We start from the raw sequence: 15,516 nt of genomic DNA, 5'->3' as shown, positions 1-15,516 counted from the left end.
TTACTATGAATCCTTTTCACAAAAGTCCGACGCCATGAAAAGAGAAAAGTTCTTCAAAACTGGCAAAGGACGAGAATATCATATTATCCCCTCTTAATTTTACATATAAATTTTAATCTCATAATACTAATCCAAGTCAATCATATTTCTATCCCAACAATTAATAGAGCAATAATTTTTTTACTCACGAAATAAAGTTATTTTTGAGATATCAATTTTAATATTTCTATGGATGCAAATAGAGACAAAGATTATATTTTACGATGCTTTGAACTAGCACTCAAAGGCGAAGGAAAAGTAGAGCCTAATCCGATGGTTGGTTGTGTAATCGTCAAGGATAATAAAATATTATCCGAAGGTTATCATGAATATTTTGGCGGACCACATGCAGAAGCCAATGCTATAAATAATGCAAAAGAAAATCTCGAGGGAGCAACACTTTATTGTAATCTTGAACCGTGTTGCCATACAAACAAAAAAACTCCTCCTTGCGTACCGCTGATAATTAAAAACAAAATTAAAAAAGTTGTTATCTCTTCAATAGATCCTAATCCGCTGGTAAATGGCAAAGGAATTGAGAAACTACGCCAGGCCGGCATAGAAGTAATAGTAGGCATTTTAGATGACGAGTCAAAAGAGTTAAATAAAAAATATTTTGAAAGTTTGAAAAATGTTTAGCGGTATCATTGAAGAAATAGGTTGTATAGAAAAAATCGAGAAAATTGAAAACGGAATTAAGTTTTCAACAAAATGTAACCTGATTTTTGAAGATTTAAAATTGGGCGATTCTGTCGCCGTTGATGGTGTGTGTTTAACTGTAACTTCGATAGATAATAAAATTTTTACAGTCGAAGCTGTAGGTGAAACTTTATTTAAAACTACACTTGGAAAAATTAAATCGGGTGATTATGTAAATTTAGAACGCGCAATTAGATACAACGAAAGAATAGGTGGACATCTTGTGCAGGGACATGTTAATCATAGAGGTAAAATAAGAAGCATAATACCAAAAGGAGAAAATTATTTATTAGAAATTTCGTATCCATATGAATTGAAAAAATATTTTATTAAAGAAGGGTCAGTAGCAATTAATGGCATTAGTTTAACTATTGCCCAATTATACGATGAATACTTAGTAATTTCTGTAATTCCATACACGTGGGAACATACAACACTGAAATTTAAAAAAACAGGCGACCTGGTAAACATTGAAGTTGATTTGATTGCCAAATATGTAGAAAGATTACTTAATTCAAATGAAGATTCAAATATTACTATAGATAAATTAAAAAAGATGGGTTACTAAAAAATGTCAAACGAAAATAAGTTAGACACAATTGAGCATGCGATCGAAAAATTCAAAAAAGGCGAGATGATTATTGTAGTTGATGATGCCGATCGCGAAAATGAAGGCGATATTATAATGGCTGCTGAATTTGTGACACCAGAAGCAGTAAATTTTATTACACGCGAAGCGAGGGGTATTCTGTGCGTAGCAATTACTCCTGAAAGAGCAGATCAACTTGGACTCGACTTAATGGTTAAATATAACACATCTCCCCATCAAACCCCTTTTACCATTTCAATCGATTACAAATACGGCACAACAACCGGTACATCAGCTTTTGATCGCGCAAAAACAATTAAAGCAATAGCAGATAATAATGCTAGAGCTGATGATTTCATGCGTCCTGGACATGTTTTCCCACTTATTGCTAAACGTGGGGGCGTTTTGAAAAGAGCCGGTCATACTGAAGCCGCTGTTGATCTGGCTCGCCTTGCTGGTTGTTACCCCGCAGGCGTATTATGCGAAATACTGGATAGCGACGGTACAATGTGTCGTGGGGACAGATTAACTGAATTTGCTAATAATCATAATTTATCAATTATCTCAATTGCCGACTTAATTGAATACCGCCGAAAACGCGAAAATTTAATTAATAAAATCGTAGTAGTCGACCTTCCATCCAAATACGGCGATTTTAAATTGCACTTATATGAAAGTACAATAGAACCTCATGAAAACGCATTAGCACTTGTTAAAGGAAATATATCCGATGGGAATCCCGTCTTAGTTAGGGTCCACTCAGAATGCTTAACAGGCGATGTCTTTGGTTCTTTAAGATGCGACTGCGGAGATCAACTGGTCACAGCGCTCGAAATGATTGAAAAAGAAGGTCGAGGAGTACTATTATATATGAAACAAGAAGGAAGAGGAATAGGACTGGTAAATAAATTACTGGCTTATTCTCTACAAGAAAAAGGAAAAGATACTGTAGAAGCCAACGAGGAACTCGGCTTTAAGGCAGACCTGAGAGATTATGGAATGGGTGCTCAAATCTTGAAAGATCTCGGTATTTCAAAAATCAGATTACTCACCAATAATCCGAAAAAAATTATTGGACTAAAAGGCTACGACCTCGAAATTGTAGAACGTGTGCCGATAGAAATTCCTGCTAACGAAGTAAATAAAAGATATCTTAAAACAAAAGCCGAAAAATTGGGACACATGATAAAAAATTTATAATAAGGAGGAAACATGGTTAAAATTACAGAAGGCCTACTAAATGCAGAAGGCAAAAAGTTTGCAATTGTGGTCTCACGTTTCAATGAAATGGTTTCCAAACAATTATTAAACGGAGCACTCGATTGTTTAATACGCCATAAAGCCGCTGAATCGAACATTCAGGTATTCTGGGTACCCGGATCATTCGAAATTCCTTTAACCGCACAGAAATTGGCTCAAACAAAAAAATATGATGCTATAATTTGTTTGGGCGCAGTAATTAGAGGAGGTACACCACATTTTGAGTATGTTGCCTCTGAAGTTGCAAAAGGGATTGCCAATGTTTCATTAAACACCGAATTACCTGTAATATTCGGTATTATTACAGCAGATTCAATGGAACAAGCTCTTGAAAGAGCAGGTGTTAAAGCTGGTAATAAAGGTTGGGATGCAGCACTATCTGCCATCGAGATGGCTGATTTATTAAGTAAAATTTAAATTATAAGTTAATTCTTTTTTCAGAAATTTTCCCGTAATGCTTTCTTCAACATTTGCAATTTCTTCGGGCGTACCGGCGGCTATAATATTTCCGCCGGCATCACCTCCTCCAGGTCCAAGATCGATAATATAATCTGCCACTTTTATTACATCCAGATTGTGCTCAATTACAATTACCGTATTCCCCTTATCGACAAGTTGATTCAATACATTTAATAAAATTCTTACATCTTCAAAATGGAGACCAGTTGTTGGTTCATCGAGCACATATAATGTTTTGCCAGTTGCCACTTTACTCAATTCTGCAGCTAATTTAATACGCTGTGCTTCACCACCCGACAAAGTAGTAGCCTGCTGACCCAATCGAATGTAACCCAATCCGACGTCATAGAGAGCTTTAATTTTTCTTTGAAGTACGGGTAGATCTTCAAAAAAATTCAGAGCTTCCTCAACTGTCATCTCCAGAACATCAGATATTGATTTTGTCTTGTATAGAATTTCGAGGGTCTCTCTGTTGTATCTTCTTCCATTGCAAGCTTCGCAAACCACATAAACATCCGGCAAAAAATTCATTTCGATTTTTTTAACTCCATCGCCACCACATTCTTCGCATCTACCTCCTTTGACATTGAAACTAAAACGCCCAGCATTATAACCACGCACTTTCGATTCAGGTAGCTGCGCAAATAGATCTCTGATATGCGTGAAAATACCCGTGTAAGTAGCTGGATTTGATCTAGGAGTCCTGCCGATTGGCATCTGGTCAATCTCGATTATTTTATCAATATATTCGAGTCCTCTTATGTCTTTATAAGGCAGTGGAACAACTTTAGAATTATAAATTTTCTTATAGAGTACGGGAACCAGAGTCTCGTTAATCAATGTTGATTTGCCAGATCCACTAACCCCTGTTATAAGAGTTAATGTACCAAGAGGAATTTTGAGATTTACGTTCTTTAAATTATTTCCAGATGCCCCTATCAATTCCAGAAATTTACCAGTACCTTTTCTTCTCTCTAAGGGTATATCAATCTTCTTTTTATTTTTTATGTATTCAAGCGTTAGCGAATTAAATCGATCGTCAATTTCCATTAATTCTTTCGTTTTCCCAGTAACGCATATTTTACCTCCGTGTTCTCCGGCCTTGGGGCCGAGGTCAACAATGTAATCAGAGTTTTCAATTGTTTGTTTATCATGTTCAACAACGATGACGGTATTGCCAAGGTCGCGCAAATTCTTTAATGATTCGATAAGTCTCACATTGTCTGATTGGTGCAATCCAATACTCGGTTCGTCAAGTACATAAAGTACACCCGAAAGTTGCGAGCCGATTTGTGTTGCAAGTCGTATTCTTTGCGATTCTCCGCCGGAGAGAGTCCTGGCAGAACGTCCTAAAGTCAAATAGCTCAGACCTACGTTCATTAAAAATTGTAATCTCGATTTTATTTCCCTCAGAATTTGTTTTGCAATCAATTCTTCTCTTTCGGTAAGCTTGAGGTTATTGAAATATTTTAGGGCATTATCGATCGATAGATTTGAAACTTCGGCAATATTCAAATCGCCAACCTTAACAGACAATGCTTCCTTCTTAAGTCGTCCACCGTTGCAGGCAGAACACGTATGAGTACTCATATAAGCTTCTGCCCATTGACGAACTTTATTTGACGATGTGCTTTCATAGTAATGTTTAATATAATTCAAAACCCCACCAAACTTATGCATATAAGTAACTTCTTTATCGCCGGCGTATGTATAAGTAAAAGGAATTTTTTCCTGTGTACCGTTTAATAAAACATCGAGTTGTGTTTTATCCAAATTTTTAAGGGGAGTATCGAAGTCAAAACCAAATTGTTTCGCAACACTTTCAAGTTGTTTAAAAAACCAAATTGATCGGGGTTTCCCCAGAGGTGCAATTCCTTCCTGGTTAATAGATTTGTCCCAGTCGGGTATAATCAAATAAATATCGAGCTCTTTTTTTTCTCCAAGGCCATCACATTCTGTGCACGATCCGTAAGGGGAGTTAAAAGAAAATGAATTTGGTGCAAGTTCTTGAAATCCGATACCACAATGTGCACATGCAAAATCTCTACTGTACCAATGGTCATTTTCCCCATCGTTAATAATTACACTTCCATTACCGTAATTTAGAGCTACTTCAACCGATTGACGAATCCGATATTTGGAAGCCTGATTAACCTTCAATCGATCGATAACTATTTCGATGTCGTGTGTTTTATATCTATCCACTTTAAAATTATCAATTAATTCGTGTACGACCCCGTCAACACGTACCCTCAAAAAACCATCCCTGAGGATTTCATTAAACAATTCTCGATAGTGCCCTTTCCTGCCGTGAATGACCGGCGCAAGTATTTGAATTTTTTTCTCAGCAAATTCATTCAGTATAATATCAATAATCTGGTCGGACGATTGTTTTTCAACAGGTCTACCGCAATTATAACAGTAAACTTTTCCAATCCGTGCATAGAGTAATCTGAGATAGTCATAAATTTCGGTAATAGTACCAACAGTTGAGCGTGGATTGCTTGCCGTAGTTTTTTGTTCGATAGAAATAGAAGGACTTAATCCTTCGATTAAATCGACATCTGGTTTTTCCAGTAGAGTCAAAAATTGGCGTGCGTATGTCGATAACGATTCAATGTAACGCCGCTGTCCTTCTGCATAAATAGTATCGAATGCAAGCGTAGATTTACCCGAGCCGGATAAACCTGTAATAACCGTAAGAGTATCACGCGGAATTTCCAGATCGATATTCTTCAGATTATGTTCCCGCGCTCCTTTTATTATAATTTTATTATGTTCTTCCATTTCAATAAATTTGCTCAAGTTCAATCTCTTATTTTATATAATAAACAGACTAAAATCAATCCATTTTTCTACTTATACCAATGACAACAATAAAAACGTTGAAAAAAGAGAGTCAATATAAATTCAGGGAAAAAGGTTCGCTCTTTCTGTCGCAGGGTTTTCCTGCCGAGACGATTGATGCTGCAGAAGAAATTCTGGAACGCATAAGGAAAAAATATTACGATGCCACGCATAATTGTTATGCTTTCAAAATTGCCGACGGGAATTTTAGATATTCTGACGACGGCGAGCCGAGTGGCACTGCCGGCATCAGAATATTAAATGCCATAAATCACTTTGATTTAACAAACATAATTGTGATTGTAACCCGCTATTTCGGGGGTGTTAAATTGGGCGTAGGTCTACTCGGAAAAGCTTATTATAACGGAGCTTATGAATTGCTCAGAAACTCAGAAATTAAAGAATTAAATCTTTTTTTGAGGACTTCTCTAAAATACAATTATAAGCATTCAAGTTCCGTCCACCATTTATTATCAAAATACGAAGCTGTCATAGAAGACAACATTTTCACATCTAAACCTGAAATTATTTTTAGCTTGCCAGCTCTTAATTACGAGCAGTTTAAATCTGACCTCGAGAGTCATTTTCCCCCACAAAACGACGGCAAACGCCCGATAGAACTTACAGAAAGACTTGAAAAAATTTACAAATAAATTTTATATATCATATCCGAAAATATTGACAAATATGGACTAAATAACTAATTTTAATTAAGATATAAATCTCTTTTTAATAATCTTAGAGAGGACTGAAGTATGATTTACACCAAAACTGGAGAATATGCAATTAGAGCAATTTTATTTTTAGCGCGCCAATCGAAAGACAGATTAGTAATGTCGTCTGAGATTGCTAAAAGCGAAGATATTCCTTCACATTATTTGGCAAAAATCCTTCAGAGAATGGCAAAATATGGCTATGTCGATTCGTTTAAAGGCAGAGGTGGCGGCTTTAGAATTACCGAATTGGCAAAGAAAAGTTCTATTCTGGAAATCGTAGAAAGAGTCGAAGGACCAGTTATTAACCTTAAATGCGTTACGGGCTTAAAAGAATGCTCCGAAGAAAATCCATGCCCTCTGCACGACGAATGGGAAGAATTAAGAAATAGAATTTATAATTTGATATCAAGCAAGTCGGTGCAAGAAGTAGCAGAAAAATATGCAGAAACCCTCAGTAAAAACACCTCACGTCAGAAATAACATTTTGTGAAGGGTTGGTAGCTCGTCTTCAACCCTTCTTTACTTGCCGTATTTCATGTCGTTAAAATAGAGCTTTAGAAAACTCAAATCCTCACATAGAAATTTCAAATTATTCATCGATTCGTAAGTAAGCTGTAGATATTTTTCCTCAAAAATTGTGCGAAGAAAATCGGTAGCATTAGACAAAATGCTTACCAGTAATTCCCTGATTTTGATAATAGTGTCAAGATATTCTTTCTCAATTGTCTGTAAATATTCGTTCTCCAGATGTTCGTCTTTTCTCTGAATAATGCTGATAATACCCCTCGAAAATTTGGCATGAAACGAAAGCTGTTCGAGCAATTCCAATTTATCCGACTTTATCGATAATTCAGCCAGTCTATAGATATCTTCTTTAAAATGAAGTTTACCTTTAGATAGATCTTCGATGTAATTACAAATTTTTTCCGCTTCTAATTTTGAATCTTTCATTTTAATTTAACTCCTATACCGATACCGTCGCCTACGGGAAGGATAGAAGAACTGAGTGCCGGATGCTCTAAAAAAAGTTGATTGAATTGACGAATTATACTGGTTGACTTATTATAAGAAAGAGGTACACGATTGGCAGCAGGATAACCATGCCACAGCAAATTGTCGATGAATAATATTCCCCCTTTTTTAAGAAGCATTAACGAGTAATAAAAAAGTTTTTCGTAGTCTTCTTTGTCGGCATCGAGAAAAATAAAATTATATTTTTTTTGAAGCGAAGGCATTATCGACAAAGCGTCGCCCTCTATAATTTGAATCTTATCTGATAGACCTGAGCGTTCAATGAACTCAGCTGCTAGTACTATGTTATCTTTACTTTTCTCGATAGTATCGATCACCCCCTTTTTTCTGAGTTCTTTTGCAATCCGTATGGTTGAATAACCGATTGCCATACCAATTTCGAGAACTCTTTTGGGGCGCGAAATCAGTATTAATTGCTCCAATAATTCAGCAGCTTTCCAGTCGAGTATAGGAATTCTGTTATTGAGGGCAAATTCCTCCATCTCAAAAATGAGAGGGTCGTCATTCTTACGTAGTTTCTTAAGATAGTCTATCTGAATCTTATTAATAATTTCCGGCATATTACCTCATCAACATGATTTTAATAACTTTTTGCTTCCCATTAATCAAAAACCTGCAAAAATATATACCGTTCGAAACATATTGATTATTATTACTTGATCCGTTCCATTTGAACTTATGCCAGCCTTCGTTTAAAGCTCCCTCATAAAGCGTATAGACCTTTTGTCCCAATAAATTATATACACTCAGTTCAATATTGCTCGTTTCGGAAAGAGCAATTTCAATATTTGTTTCTGCATTGAAAGGATTAGGATAGTTCTGAAGTATTGTGGGTTCAGAAGGGATTCTTTTTTCTACGACATTCAAATTATAACCAACGTTAAGCAAACCGTACTGAATTTTATAGTATCCTGACGATGGGACCCGTATTTCTTTTCCGTCTATTTCGTATGTATAATAAAACGACATTACTTCTCCATCTGATAAAACAGGAAGTTCGAATTGATAAATATTTTTTTCCTTTTCAACAAGTGGATATACAGAAAAATTCACATTGTCGGTCGATATATATATTTGAGGAACAGTAATCTCATTACTCATAGTATCAAAAAAAGTTTTATTGAGAATATATAAACTCCCAATTTTGTTCAGATTCGGGAAATTGATTGCTCGCAAAGAGGATATTAAGCCCCACCCTCTTTCGTTATTTGGAGAGGAAGAGTTATCGCCTGCCTCGAGCATAATGTGTCGTATTTGGTCATTAGTAAGATGCGGATAAAATGATTTTAACAAAGCAGCAATGCCCGCTGTTATAGGAGTCGAAAAAGAAGTGCCGTTGCCGGAATAATAGCCATCGGACGTGGCATAACTTACGGCTGAACCCAGTGCCACAAGTTCAGGTTTAATTCGTCCATCGGCCGTCGGTCCACGGCTACTGAAACTCGTAACTCTGTTGCTATCATCTACAGCGCCGACAGCAATTACATTAAAGGCATCGGCAGGACTTATAATTTTCCCGTACCGATTATCGCCGAATTCTGCGCCCCAACTTGTTGTACCTTCATTCCCCGCCGAGGTAAAAGTTGCCACACCAAATTCAAAAGCTTTATTTAGTGCACGCGCAACTATTGTCGTTCTACCATTCATATCTTCAAAAAGATAGGAAGATTCGGGTTTATCGAAAATATTATATCCGAGTGAACTGCTTATAATAAAAGCACCATTGGCTTCGAGCCATTCGACTCCAGCAGCATAATTGTCTTCTTCCAGATGTGTTTCAGACGAAACATTTTCTGTTTTTGCCAATAAATAAGAAGCTTCGTAGGCAGGTCCAATTATATTACCGGGATCATAACCGGCAATAATAGATAAGACCGCCGTACCGTGCCTGTCCTGATTTGCGAGGTCTCCTTTTAACGGCTCGTTCTCAGTAATATTGTCATTTTGAATGAAATCTTTTTCACCAATTACATTCACAAATTTCAAGGCAGGATTATCCCTGTAACGAAATCCAGTATCTAATAAACCTATAATAACACTTTTACCAGTTATACCATGATCGTGGATGTATGGAATATCTGAAAGAAGATTTTGTTTTAATGAGTAACCGTAGTTTTCTTTAAAAATCGATTTTCTAATCGAGTTACTAAACAATTTATTATAATTTTCGGGGTATACGTAATTATATTTTTTTACTTCACTGACTGAATCGACAAAAGGAAGAGATTTAATTTCGTCGAGTTTACCCTCTTCTATATAACATGAAACCGCATTGAACCACTTGAGCTGATGTACAATTTCAGCTCCCAATTTTTTGAGTTTATCAACATAACTTGAATTTAGAGGCAAGTCTTCATAACGGAGTAGATTGTTTTCACCAAAAATTTTTTTCCGTCTTTCGATTGTCGACGGACTCAGTAACGAGCGGATCTTACCTTCGTCAATTTTTTGAAGACTGCTGATATCTTCTTTGTCTTTAAAAAAAACAAAATACTTCGACTGGGCAGATAAATATTCAGTGGTGATTAGCAAAAAGCAAGATATAATAATAAATTTCATTATAAATCAGTGGACTAATTTAGCAATTCGATTAAGTCGAACAGAGCCCAGCAATTTAAAGAAATCGGAAAAAGGTATTGAAGGATCCCACGACCAATAAATCATAAAGGCTTGGCCAATAACTTTGTCGCGCGGCACAAAACCCCAGAAGCGGCTATCTGCGCTGTCATCGCGATTATCTCCGAGCATAAAATAATAATCTTTCTTAATTGTGTATTCGGTAACTTCTTTCCCATCAATCAAAATTTTATCACCCGCCACTGTGACAACTCTTCTTCCAAATTCTCTGTCAATTATTGTTCGCCACTGTTCTATGTTTTGTGTCGATAATTTTATAACATCTCCTTTTTTGGGAACTACGACTGGACCATAATTGTCTTCGTTAAAATTAGCTCCCTTTGGAAATATTCTCGGGTTAGCCACTCCTTTCGGTGTTACATAAGGGTTTGCATATTGAATATATGGCGGAATCCAGGCTTCTTCTCCATTTATGAACACAACCTTATCAATGATTTCAATTGTATCGCCCGGTAAACCGATGCATCTTTTTACGTAGTTGCTAATTACACTCGGACGCAACTCGTCCCTGTCGCCTGGATATTCGAATACAACTATATCGTACCTTTCGGGATCTTTTATAGCTGGCAATTCAAAATATGGCAATACAATGTTTGTAAATGGAATTGTACGAGGAGAAGTTGCTCCGTAAATAAATTTATTGACAAAGAGGAAGTCACCAATAAGTATTGTCTTTTCCATCGAACCTGTTGGTACCCTCGATGTTTCTATAAAGAATGTCTTAATAAATAGAGCAGCAATTGCAGCATAAAAAAGATTCTTAAATTGATCATAAATTTTTTGGAATGTAGTTTTGACCGGTATTTCGGATTTTTTGTTTTTGTGTTCCATATTTTTCCCAGTTAGTATTAGTCTTCAATTTGCAAAACTGCCAGAAAGGCTTCCTGAGGAATTTCCACATTCCCGACCTGTTTCATTCTCTTTTTACCTTCCTTTTGTTTTTCAAGTAGTTTCCTTTTTCTTGTTATGTCGCCCCCGTAACATTTAGCCAGTACATTTTTTCTGAGTGCTTTTATATTGGTTCTGGAAATTACTTTATTACCAATAGCGGCCTGAACGGCAATTTCAAACATATGACGTGGTATCAATTCCTTCAATTTGGTACATACTTTCTGACCCCACGTATAAGCTTTTTTTTCGTGCACAATGATTGATAGTGCATCGACTTTTTCTCCGTTCAGTAGTATATCTAGTTTTACCAGGTCAGATTCTCTGTAGCCAATAAATTCGTAGTCGAAAGAAGCATAGCCTCGCGAAATCGATTTTAATTTATCATAGAAGTCAAATATGATTTCCGACAGAGGAAATTCAAATGCCATGTCTGCTCTTGTTGGATCAATATAAGTAGTATTTATGTAAACACCTCTTTTTTCAATAGCAAGTTGCATTAAGTTCCCGATGTATTCGCTGGGAGTTACAATTTGTGCTCTAACGTACGGTTCTTCAACTCGATCAATTTCACCCTGCGGGGGCATATCGGCGGGATTGTCTACAATTACTTTTTCACCATTCTTTTTGTATACCCAGTATTCAACGTTAGGTAAAGTTGTAACAATCGACTGACCGAATTCTCTTTCCAATCTTTCCTGAACAATTTCCATATGAAGCATACCGAGGAAACCGCATCGGAAACCAAATCCCAGCGCAGCAGAGGTTTCTGGTGTGAAAGTTAGTGAAGAATCATTGAGTTTGTATTTTACGAGGGCGTCCCTCAAATCTTCATAATCATCTGAATTGGTAGGATACAAACCACTGTAAACCATCGGTTTAATTTCTTTATAACCGGGTAGCGGCTTTTCGGCACCGTTGCGTACATGCGTAACAGTGTCGCCTACTTTGGTATCTTCAAGTTCTTTAACATTGGCAATCAAATATCCCACATTACCCGCTTCTAATTTGCCCGTCCTGATGCGATTTAAGTGGAGGATTCCAATTTCCTCAGCCAGATACTTTTTCCCACTGGCAAAAAACTTTATTTCATCTTTTTCATTTATTATGCCGTTGACTACTCTTATATACGCTATAGCTCCACGATACGAATCAAATATTGAGTCAAATATCAGAGCTTGTAATGGAGCATCAGGATTTCCCTGGGGGGCCGGCACTCTTGCCACAATAGCCTCAAGTATCTCTTTGATACCCACGCGTGTTTTAGCACTAGCCAAGATAATTTCGTCTTCTTTGCATCCAATTAAATCAATTATTTGTTTTTTTACCTGGTCAATCATCGCGCTGGGCAAATCGATCTTATTAATCACGGGAATTATTTCCAGACCTGCATCGATTGCCATATATAAATTTGAGATTGTTTGAGCTTCGACACCCTGTGCTGCATCGACAACAAGTAAAGCACCTTCGCAGGCAGCCAGCGAACGCGAAACTTCATAAGAAAAATCGACGTGCCCTGGAGTGTCAATTAGATTCAGGATATAAGTATTGCCATCGTCAGCATTGTAATTCATCTGAATGGCGTGGGATTTAATGGTAATCCCTCTTTCACGCTCCAGATCGAGACTGTCGAGTAATTGTTCTTTTGCTTCCCTTTCAGAAATTGTATGCGTGAATTCGAGCAATCCGTCGGCTATTGTCGATTTTCCATGATCTATATGAGCTATGATACAGAAATTGCGTATGTTTTGCATGCCTAAAAATATATAATCCGTTGCGAAATATATAAATAAGTGACCCTATTTACAATTTACTCATTTTTCCACAACTCCAACTTGCCAATCAATTTTTTATTAAATTTGTACCTGTATGCTAAGGACAATTTATATGAAACGATTATTTCTCATTTTCATTCTTTTCAACTTTCATACTCTTCTTGCACAAAGTTTGAGTATTGCAGTCCTTTCATCTCCAGATGTCTCAAATTATAGTAGTGCGGAACTCGATTCGTTAACAAATTACATTAACTATAAAAGCAATGCAGACCTGATAATTTTAATCGGAAATTTAATCGATGATTATCAATCTGTAACTAAAATAAAGACATTTTCAGATAAGATTAACAAAGACCTACTTTTCCTTCCTTCGGCCAGAAACCTTTCAAAAATTAACTCAATACTGACGATGCCGGAAATATTCAACGACAGGTTTGATTTAAAGTTAGATAAATTTTTTCTGTTGGGTACTTCTCCTCTAATACCGTTCAAAAATTATCGTCATATTTCGGGGGAATTTTTTAACTGGTTGAGCGAAACACTCGATACGATTTCATTGTCGGAAGAAATCTACCTTTTTCTGCCAGAACCGGTTAACAACCTGGCCGATAACTGGAAAGAGATGCTAAAGATAATCTCTTCAAAAAATCTCAAACTTATTGTTTGCGGAAATTCCTCTCGCACTGAATTAAATAACATTTACGGCTATCCGGTACTCAACTTAGAAAATTTTAAATCAGTAAAATCAAATAAGTGGGAATTGCCTGAAATTCAGATTACGAAGGATTCGATAATCATTCAATACGGAAAGTTGCTTGAAGTTATAGATAAGACAATAGAATTAACAAAAGAAAAGATTGAAATCGACACGAACTCACTTCCAGATTCGACAATAGTATTTAAAGCATATCTTGAAAATGATTTGTACAGCCGTCCCATTTACTACAACAATAAATTATTTATTGCCGATGCTTCTGGCATTCTAACTTGCCGGGATACTAACGGTGATATCCTTTGGGATTACGATCTTAACGGAGATATCCACGGCTCAATTACAATGGCAGATCGAACGATCAATGCAGTTACTTTCCAAGGCGACCTGCAATCTGTTAGCTTAACTGGCGAACAATTTCAGTCAATCGGCTTCAACGAATATATAACCACCTCCCTATTGCCAATAGACTATGAGGGCAATAAGGAATTAATGATTCCCAAAGTTACCAAATCGAAGAAAGCACTTGTCTTCGGTACCAATGAAGGTAAAGTTTATTGCTATGATCTAGAAACTTTACAAGAATACTGGGTTAACGATATATCGGATGACGCTATCAACGACAATCTCATCATTCACGACAATAAAATTTTCTACACATCCGACGACGGATTTTTATACTGCATTGACGCCCGTACTGGACTTTTTATATGGCGATGGAAATACAAAAAAGGGATTGAACTTTCCAATTCCGAATTAATTATTACATCGAACTCGATTTTTGCAGTAGCTGACGACGGCCAACTTTTTTGCATCGATTATCTTCTCGGGAAATTAAACTGGTACAGAGATAAATATAAACTAAGAAAAGAACTTAGCCTCAGCAGCGACGGCAAATATCTTTTTTCATTCAATGATGAAAAAATACTGGTATTTGCCGTAAACACTGGCAATATAATTAAAGAAATAAAACTAGACCAAAAAATTAATTTCCATGCATTTCCTCCACTCTATTTAAACGACAATATGTATATCCTGGCTGTTGATGGAATAATTTATGTGTGGGACGGCAATAAAAAAATCAAAAGAATTTTTTCTTCAGGGAACGCGCCAATTCTAAGCATGTCTGTATTAAATGATTCTAATATATTGATTTCCACAACTGATGGGCTGATATTCAATCTAAACTTGAACAAACTGGTAAACTGGAATGAAAAATTTTGATGGAATTATTTTTGATATCGACGGCACTTTAGCAGATACTCATGAACTCATTTTCGACACATTCAACCATGTAATCGAAAAATATTTAAATAAGAGAATGAGCAATGATGAAATCGTCGCCCTTTTTGGTCCCACGGAGGATGTTATACTTAAGGAGTATTTTGCTGAAAGATACACCGATGCAAGGAATGATTATTACAATTATTACCAAAAAAATCATAAAGAAAAGGCTCCTGCATATCCTGGCATCGAAGAAATCTTAATATTCCTGAAGAGCCGTTCGATACCTGTTGGAATTTTTACCGGGAAAGGGAGACAATCCTCTGAAATCACTTTAAAAGAACTCGGATTGCTCGACTACTTTGATTTAATAATAACGGGCGACGATGTTGAAAATCATAAACCCGATCCAGAAGGTATAAGACTCTTTCTCTCGAAATTCAATCTTAAAGAAGAAAGAGTACTTATGGTAGGCGACGTTGCCAATGATGTTAAAGCGGCGCGGGATGCAGGCGTTAAATGTGCACTGGTTTTGTGGGATAAATTTTCACGAGAGAAATTTTATAATGTCGAAACTGACTTTAAGTTTTACAGTGTGGAAGAATTTAAAGAATTTATTAAGCACAATTTCGATTAATC

The 15,516-nt window shown here is 36.4% G+C and carries 14 protein-coding genes; 8 read left to right on the top strand and 6 right to left on the bottom strand.

Annotated features, from left to right (window positions below):
- Positions 1 to 228 precede the first annotated feature (228 nt).
- Genes ribD through ribH form a run of 4 tightly spaced genes read left to right on the top strand, consistent with a single transcriptional unit; the run spans position 229 to position 3,004 of the window.
- Positions 229 to 678 (top strand): bifunctional diaminohydroxyphosphoribosylaminopyrimidine deaminase/5-amino-6-(5-phosphoribosylamino)uracil reductase RibD, encoded by a 450-nt coding sequence (ribD, locus tag ACSSV9_RS07745; protein WP_437346670.1) that lies wholly within the window; start codon positions 229 to 231, stop codon positions 676 to 678.
- Complete coding sequence (locus tag ACSSV9_RS07740; protein WP_437346669.1) at positions 671 to 1,306, top strand: riboflavin synthase; 636 nt, start codon at positions 671 to 673, stop codon at positions 1,304 to 1,306. The genes ribD and ACSSV9_RS07740 overlap by 8 nt, the downstream gene beginning before the upstream one ends.
- 3 nt (positions 1,307 to 1,309) lie before the next feature.
- Complete coding sequence (locus ACSSV9_RS07735; RefSeq protein ID WP_437346668.1) at positions 1,310 to 2,527, top strand: bifunctional 3,4-dihydroxy-2-butanone-4-phosphate synthase/GTP cyclohydrolase II; 1,218 nt, start codon at positions 1,310 to 1,312, stop codon at positions 2,525 to 2,527.
- Between the two features lie 12 nt (positions 2,528 to 2,539).
- Positions 2,540 to 3,004: a 6,7-dimethyl-8-ribityllumazine synthase gene (gene ribH / locus ACSSV9_RS07730; RefSeq protein WP_437346667.1), complete on the top strand. Its 465-nt coding sequence runs from the start codon at positions 2,540 to 2,542 to the stop codon at positions 3,002 to 3,004.
- Here the strand turns inward: ribH and uvrA are convergent.
- Positions 2,990 to 5,833 (bottom strand): excinuclease ABC subunit UvrA, encoded by a 2,844-nt coding sequence (gene uvrA, locus ACSSV9_RS07725; RefSeq protein WP_437346676.1) that lies wholly within the window; start codon positions 5,831 to 5,833, stop codon positions 2,990 to 2,992. The two genes, ribH and uvrA, sit on opposite strands and share 15 nt — an antisense overlap.
- 80 nt (positions 5,834 to 5,913) lie before the next feature.
- Here uvrA and ACSSV9_RS07720 point away from each other — a divergent pair, with 80 nt between their 5' ends.
- Together ACSSV9_RS07720 and ACSSV9_RS07715 are read left to right on the top strand one after the other, a co-directional pair.
- Positions 5,914 to 6,546, top strand: a complete 633-nt coding sequence (locus tag ACSSV9_RS07720) for an IMPACT family protein (RefSeq protein ID WP_437346666.1) — start codon at positions 5,914 to 5,916, stop codon at positions 6,544 to 6,546.
- A 102-nt stretch (positions 6,547 to 6,648) separates the two neighbouring features.
- Positions 6,649 to 7,089 carry an RrF2 family transcriptional regulator gene (locus ACSSV9_RS07715; protein WP_437346665.1) on the top strand — a complete coding sequence of 147 codons (441 nt, stop codon included), beginning with the start codon at positions 6,649 to 6,651 and terminating at the stop codon, positions 7,087 to 7,089.
- A gap of 39 nt (positions 7,090 to 7,128) precedes the next feature.
- Here ACSSV9_RS07715 and ACSSV9_RS07710 read toward each other — a convergent pair whose 3' ends face one another.
- The 5 genes from ACSSV9_RS07710 to lepA are packed head-to-tail and all read right to left on the bottom strand — an operon-like array spanning position 7,129 to position 12,920.
- Positions 7,129 to 7,560: a hypothetical protein gene (locus tag ACSSV9_RS07710; protein WP_437346664.1), complete on the bottom strand. Its 432-nt coding sequence runs from the start codon at positions 7,558 to 7,560 to the stop codon at positions 7,129 to 7,131.
- On the bottom strand, positions 7,557 to 8,201 hold the full coding sequence (locus ACSSV9_RS07705; protein ID WP_437346663.1) for an O-methyltransferase: 645 nt from the start codon (positions 8,199 to 8,201) through the stop codon (positions 7,557 to 7,559). The genes ACSSV9_RS07710 and ACSSV9_RS07705 overlap by 4 nt, the downstream gene beginning before the upstream one ends.
- Before the next feature lies 1 nt (position 8,202).
- A complete protein-coding gene (locus ACSSV9_RS07700; protein ID WP_437346662.1) occupies positions 8,203 to 10,200 on the bottom strand; it encodes a S8 family serine peptidase in 1,998 nt (665 codons plus the stop codon).
- Positions 10,201 to 10,206: 6 nt separating this feature from the next.
- Positions 10,207 to 11,109, bottom strand: coding sequence for a signal peptidase I (lepB, locus tag ACSSV9_RS07695; RefSeq protein WP_437346661.1), 903 nt, complete (start codon positions 11,107 to 11,109; stop codon positions 10,207 to 10,209).
- Between the two features lie 17 nt (positions 11,110 to 11,126).
- Positions 11,127 to 12,920 carry a translation elongation factor 4 gene (lepA, locus tag ACSSV9_RS07690; RefSeq protein WP_437346660.1) on the bottom strand — a complete coding sequence of 598 codons (1,794 nt, stop codon included), beginning with the start codon at positions 12,918 to 12,920 and terminating at the stop codon, positions 11,127 to 11,129.
- A gap of 133 nt (positions 12,921 to 13,053) precedes the next feature.
- Between lepA and ACSSV9_RS07685 the strand changes: the two genes are divergently transcribed.
- Entirely contained in the window at positions 13,054 to 14,877 is a 1,824-nt protein-coding gene (locus tag ACSSV9_RS07685) for an outer membrane protein assembly factor BamB family protein (RefSeq protein ID WP_437346659.1), read from the top strand.
- Positions 14,864 to 15,514: an HAD family hydrolase gene (locus ACSSV9_RS07680; RefSeq protein ID WP_437346658.1), complete on the top strand. Its 651-nt coding sequence runs from the start codon at positions 14,864 to 14,866 to the stop codon at positions 15,512 to 15,514. The genes ACSSV9_RS07685 and ACSSV9_RS07680 overlap by 14 nt, the downstream gene beginning before the upstream one ends.
- Positions 15,515 to 15,516 lie beyond the last annotated feature (2 nt).

Source organism: Melioribacter sulfuriphilus (genome assembly GCF_051488685.1).
GTDB lineage: Bacteria > Bacteroidota > Ignavibacteria > Ignavibacteriales > Melioribacteraceae > Melioribacter.
The sequence above is the reverse complement of the archived record's forward strand: the minus strand, read 5'-3'. Positions and strand labels throughout refer to the sequence as shown.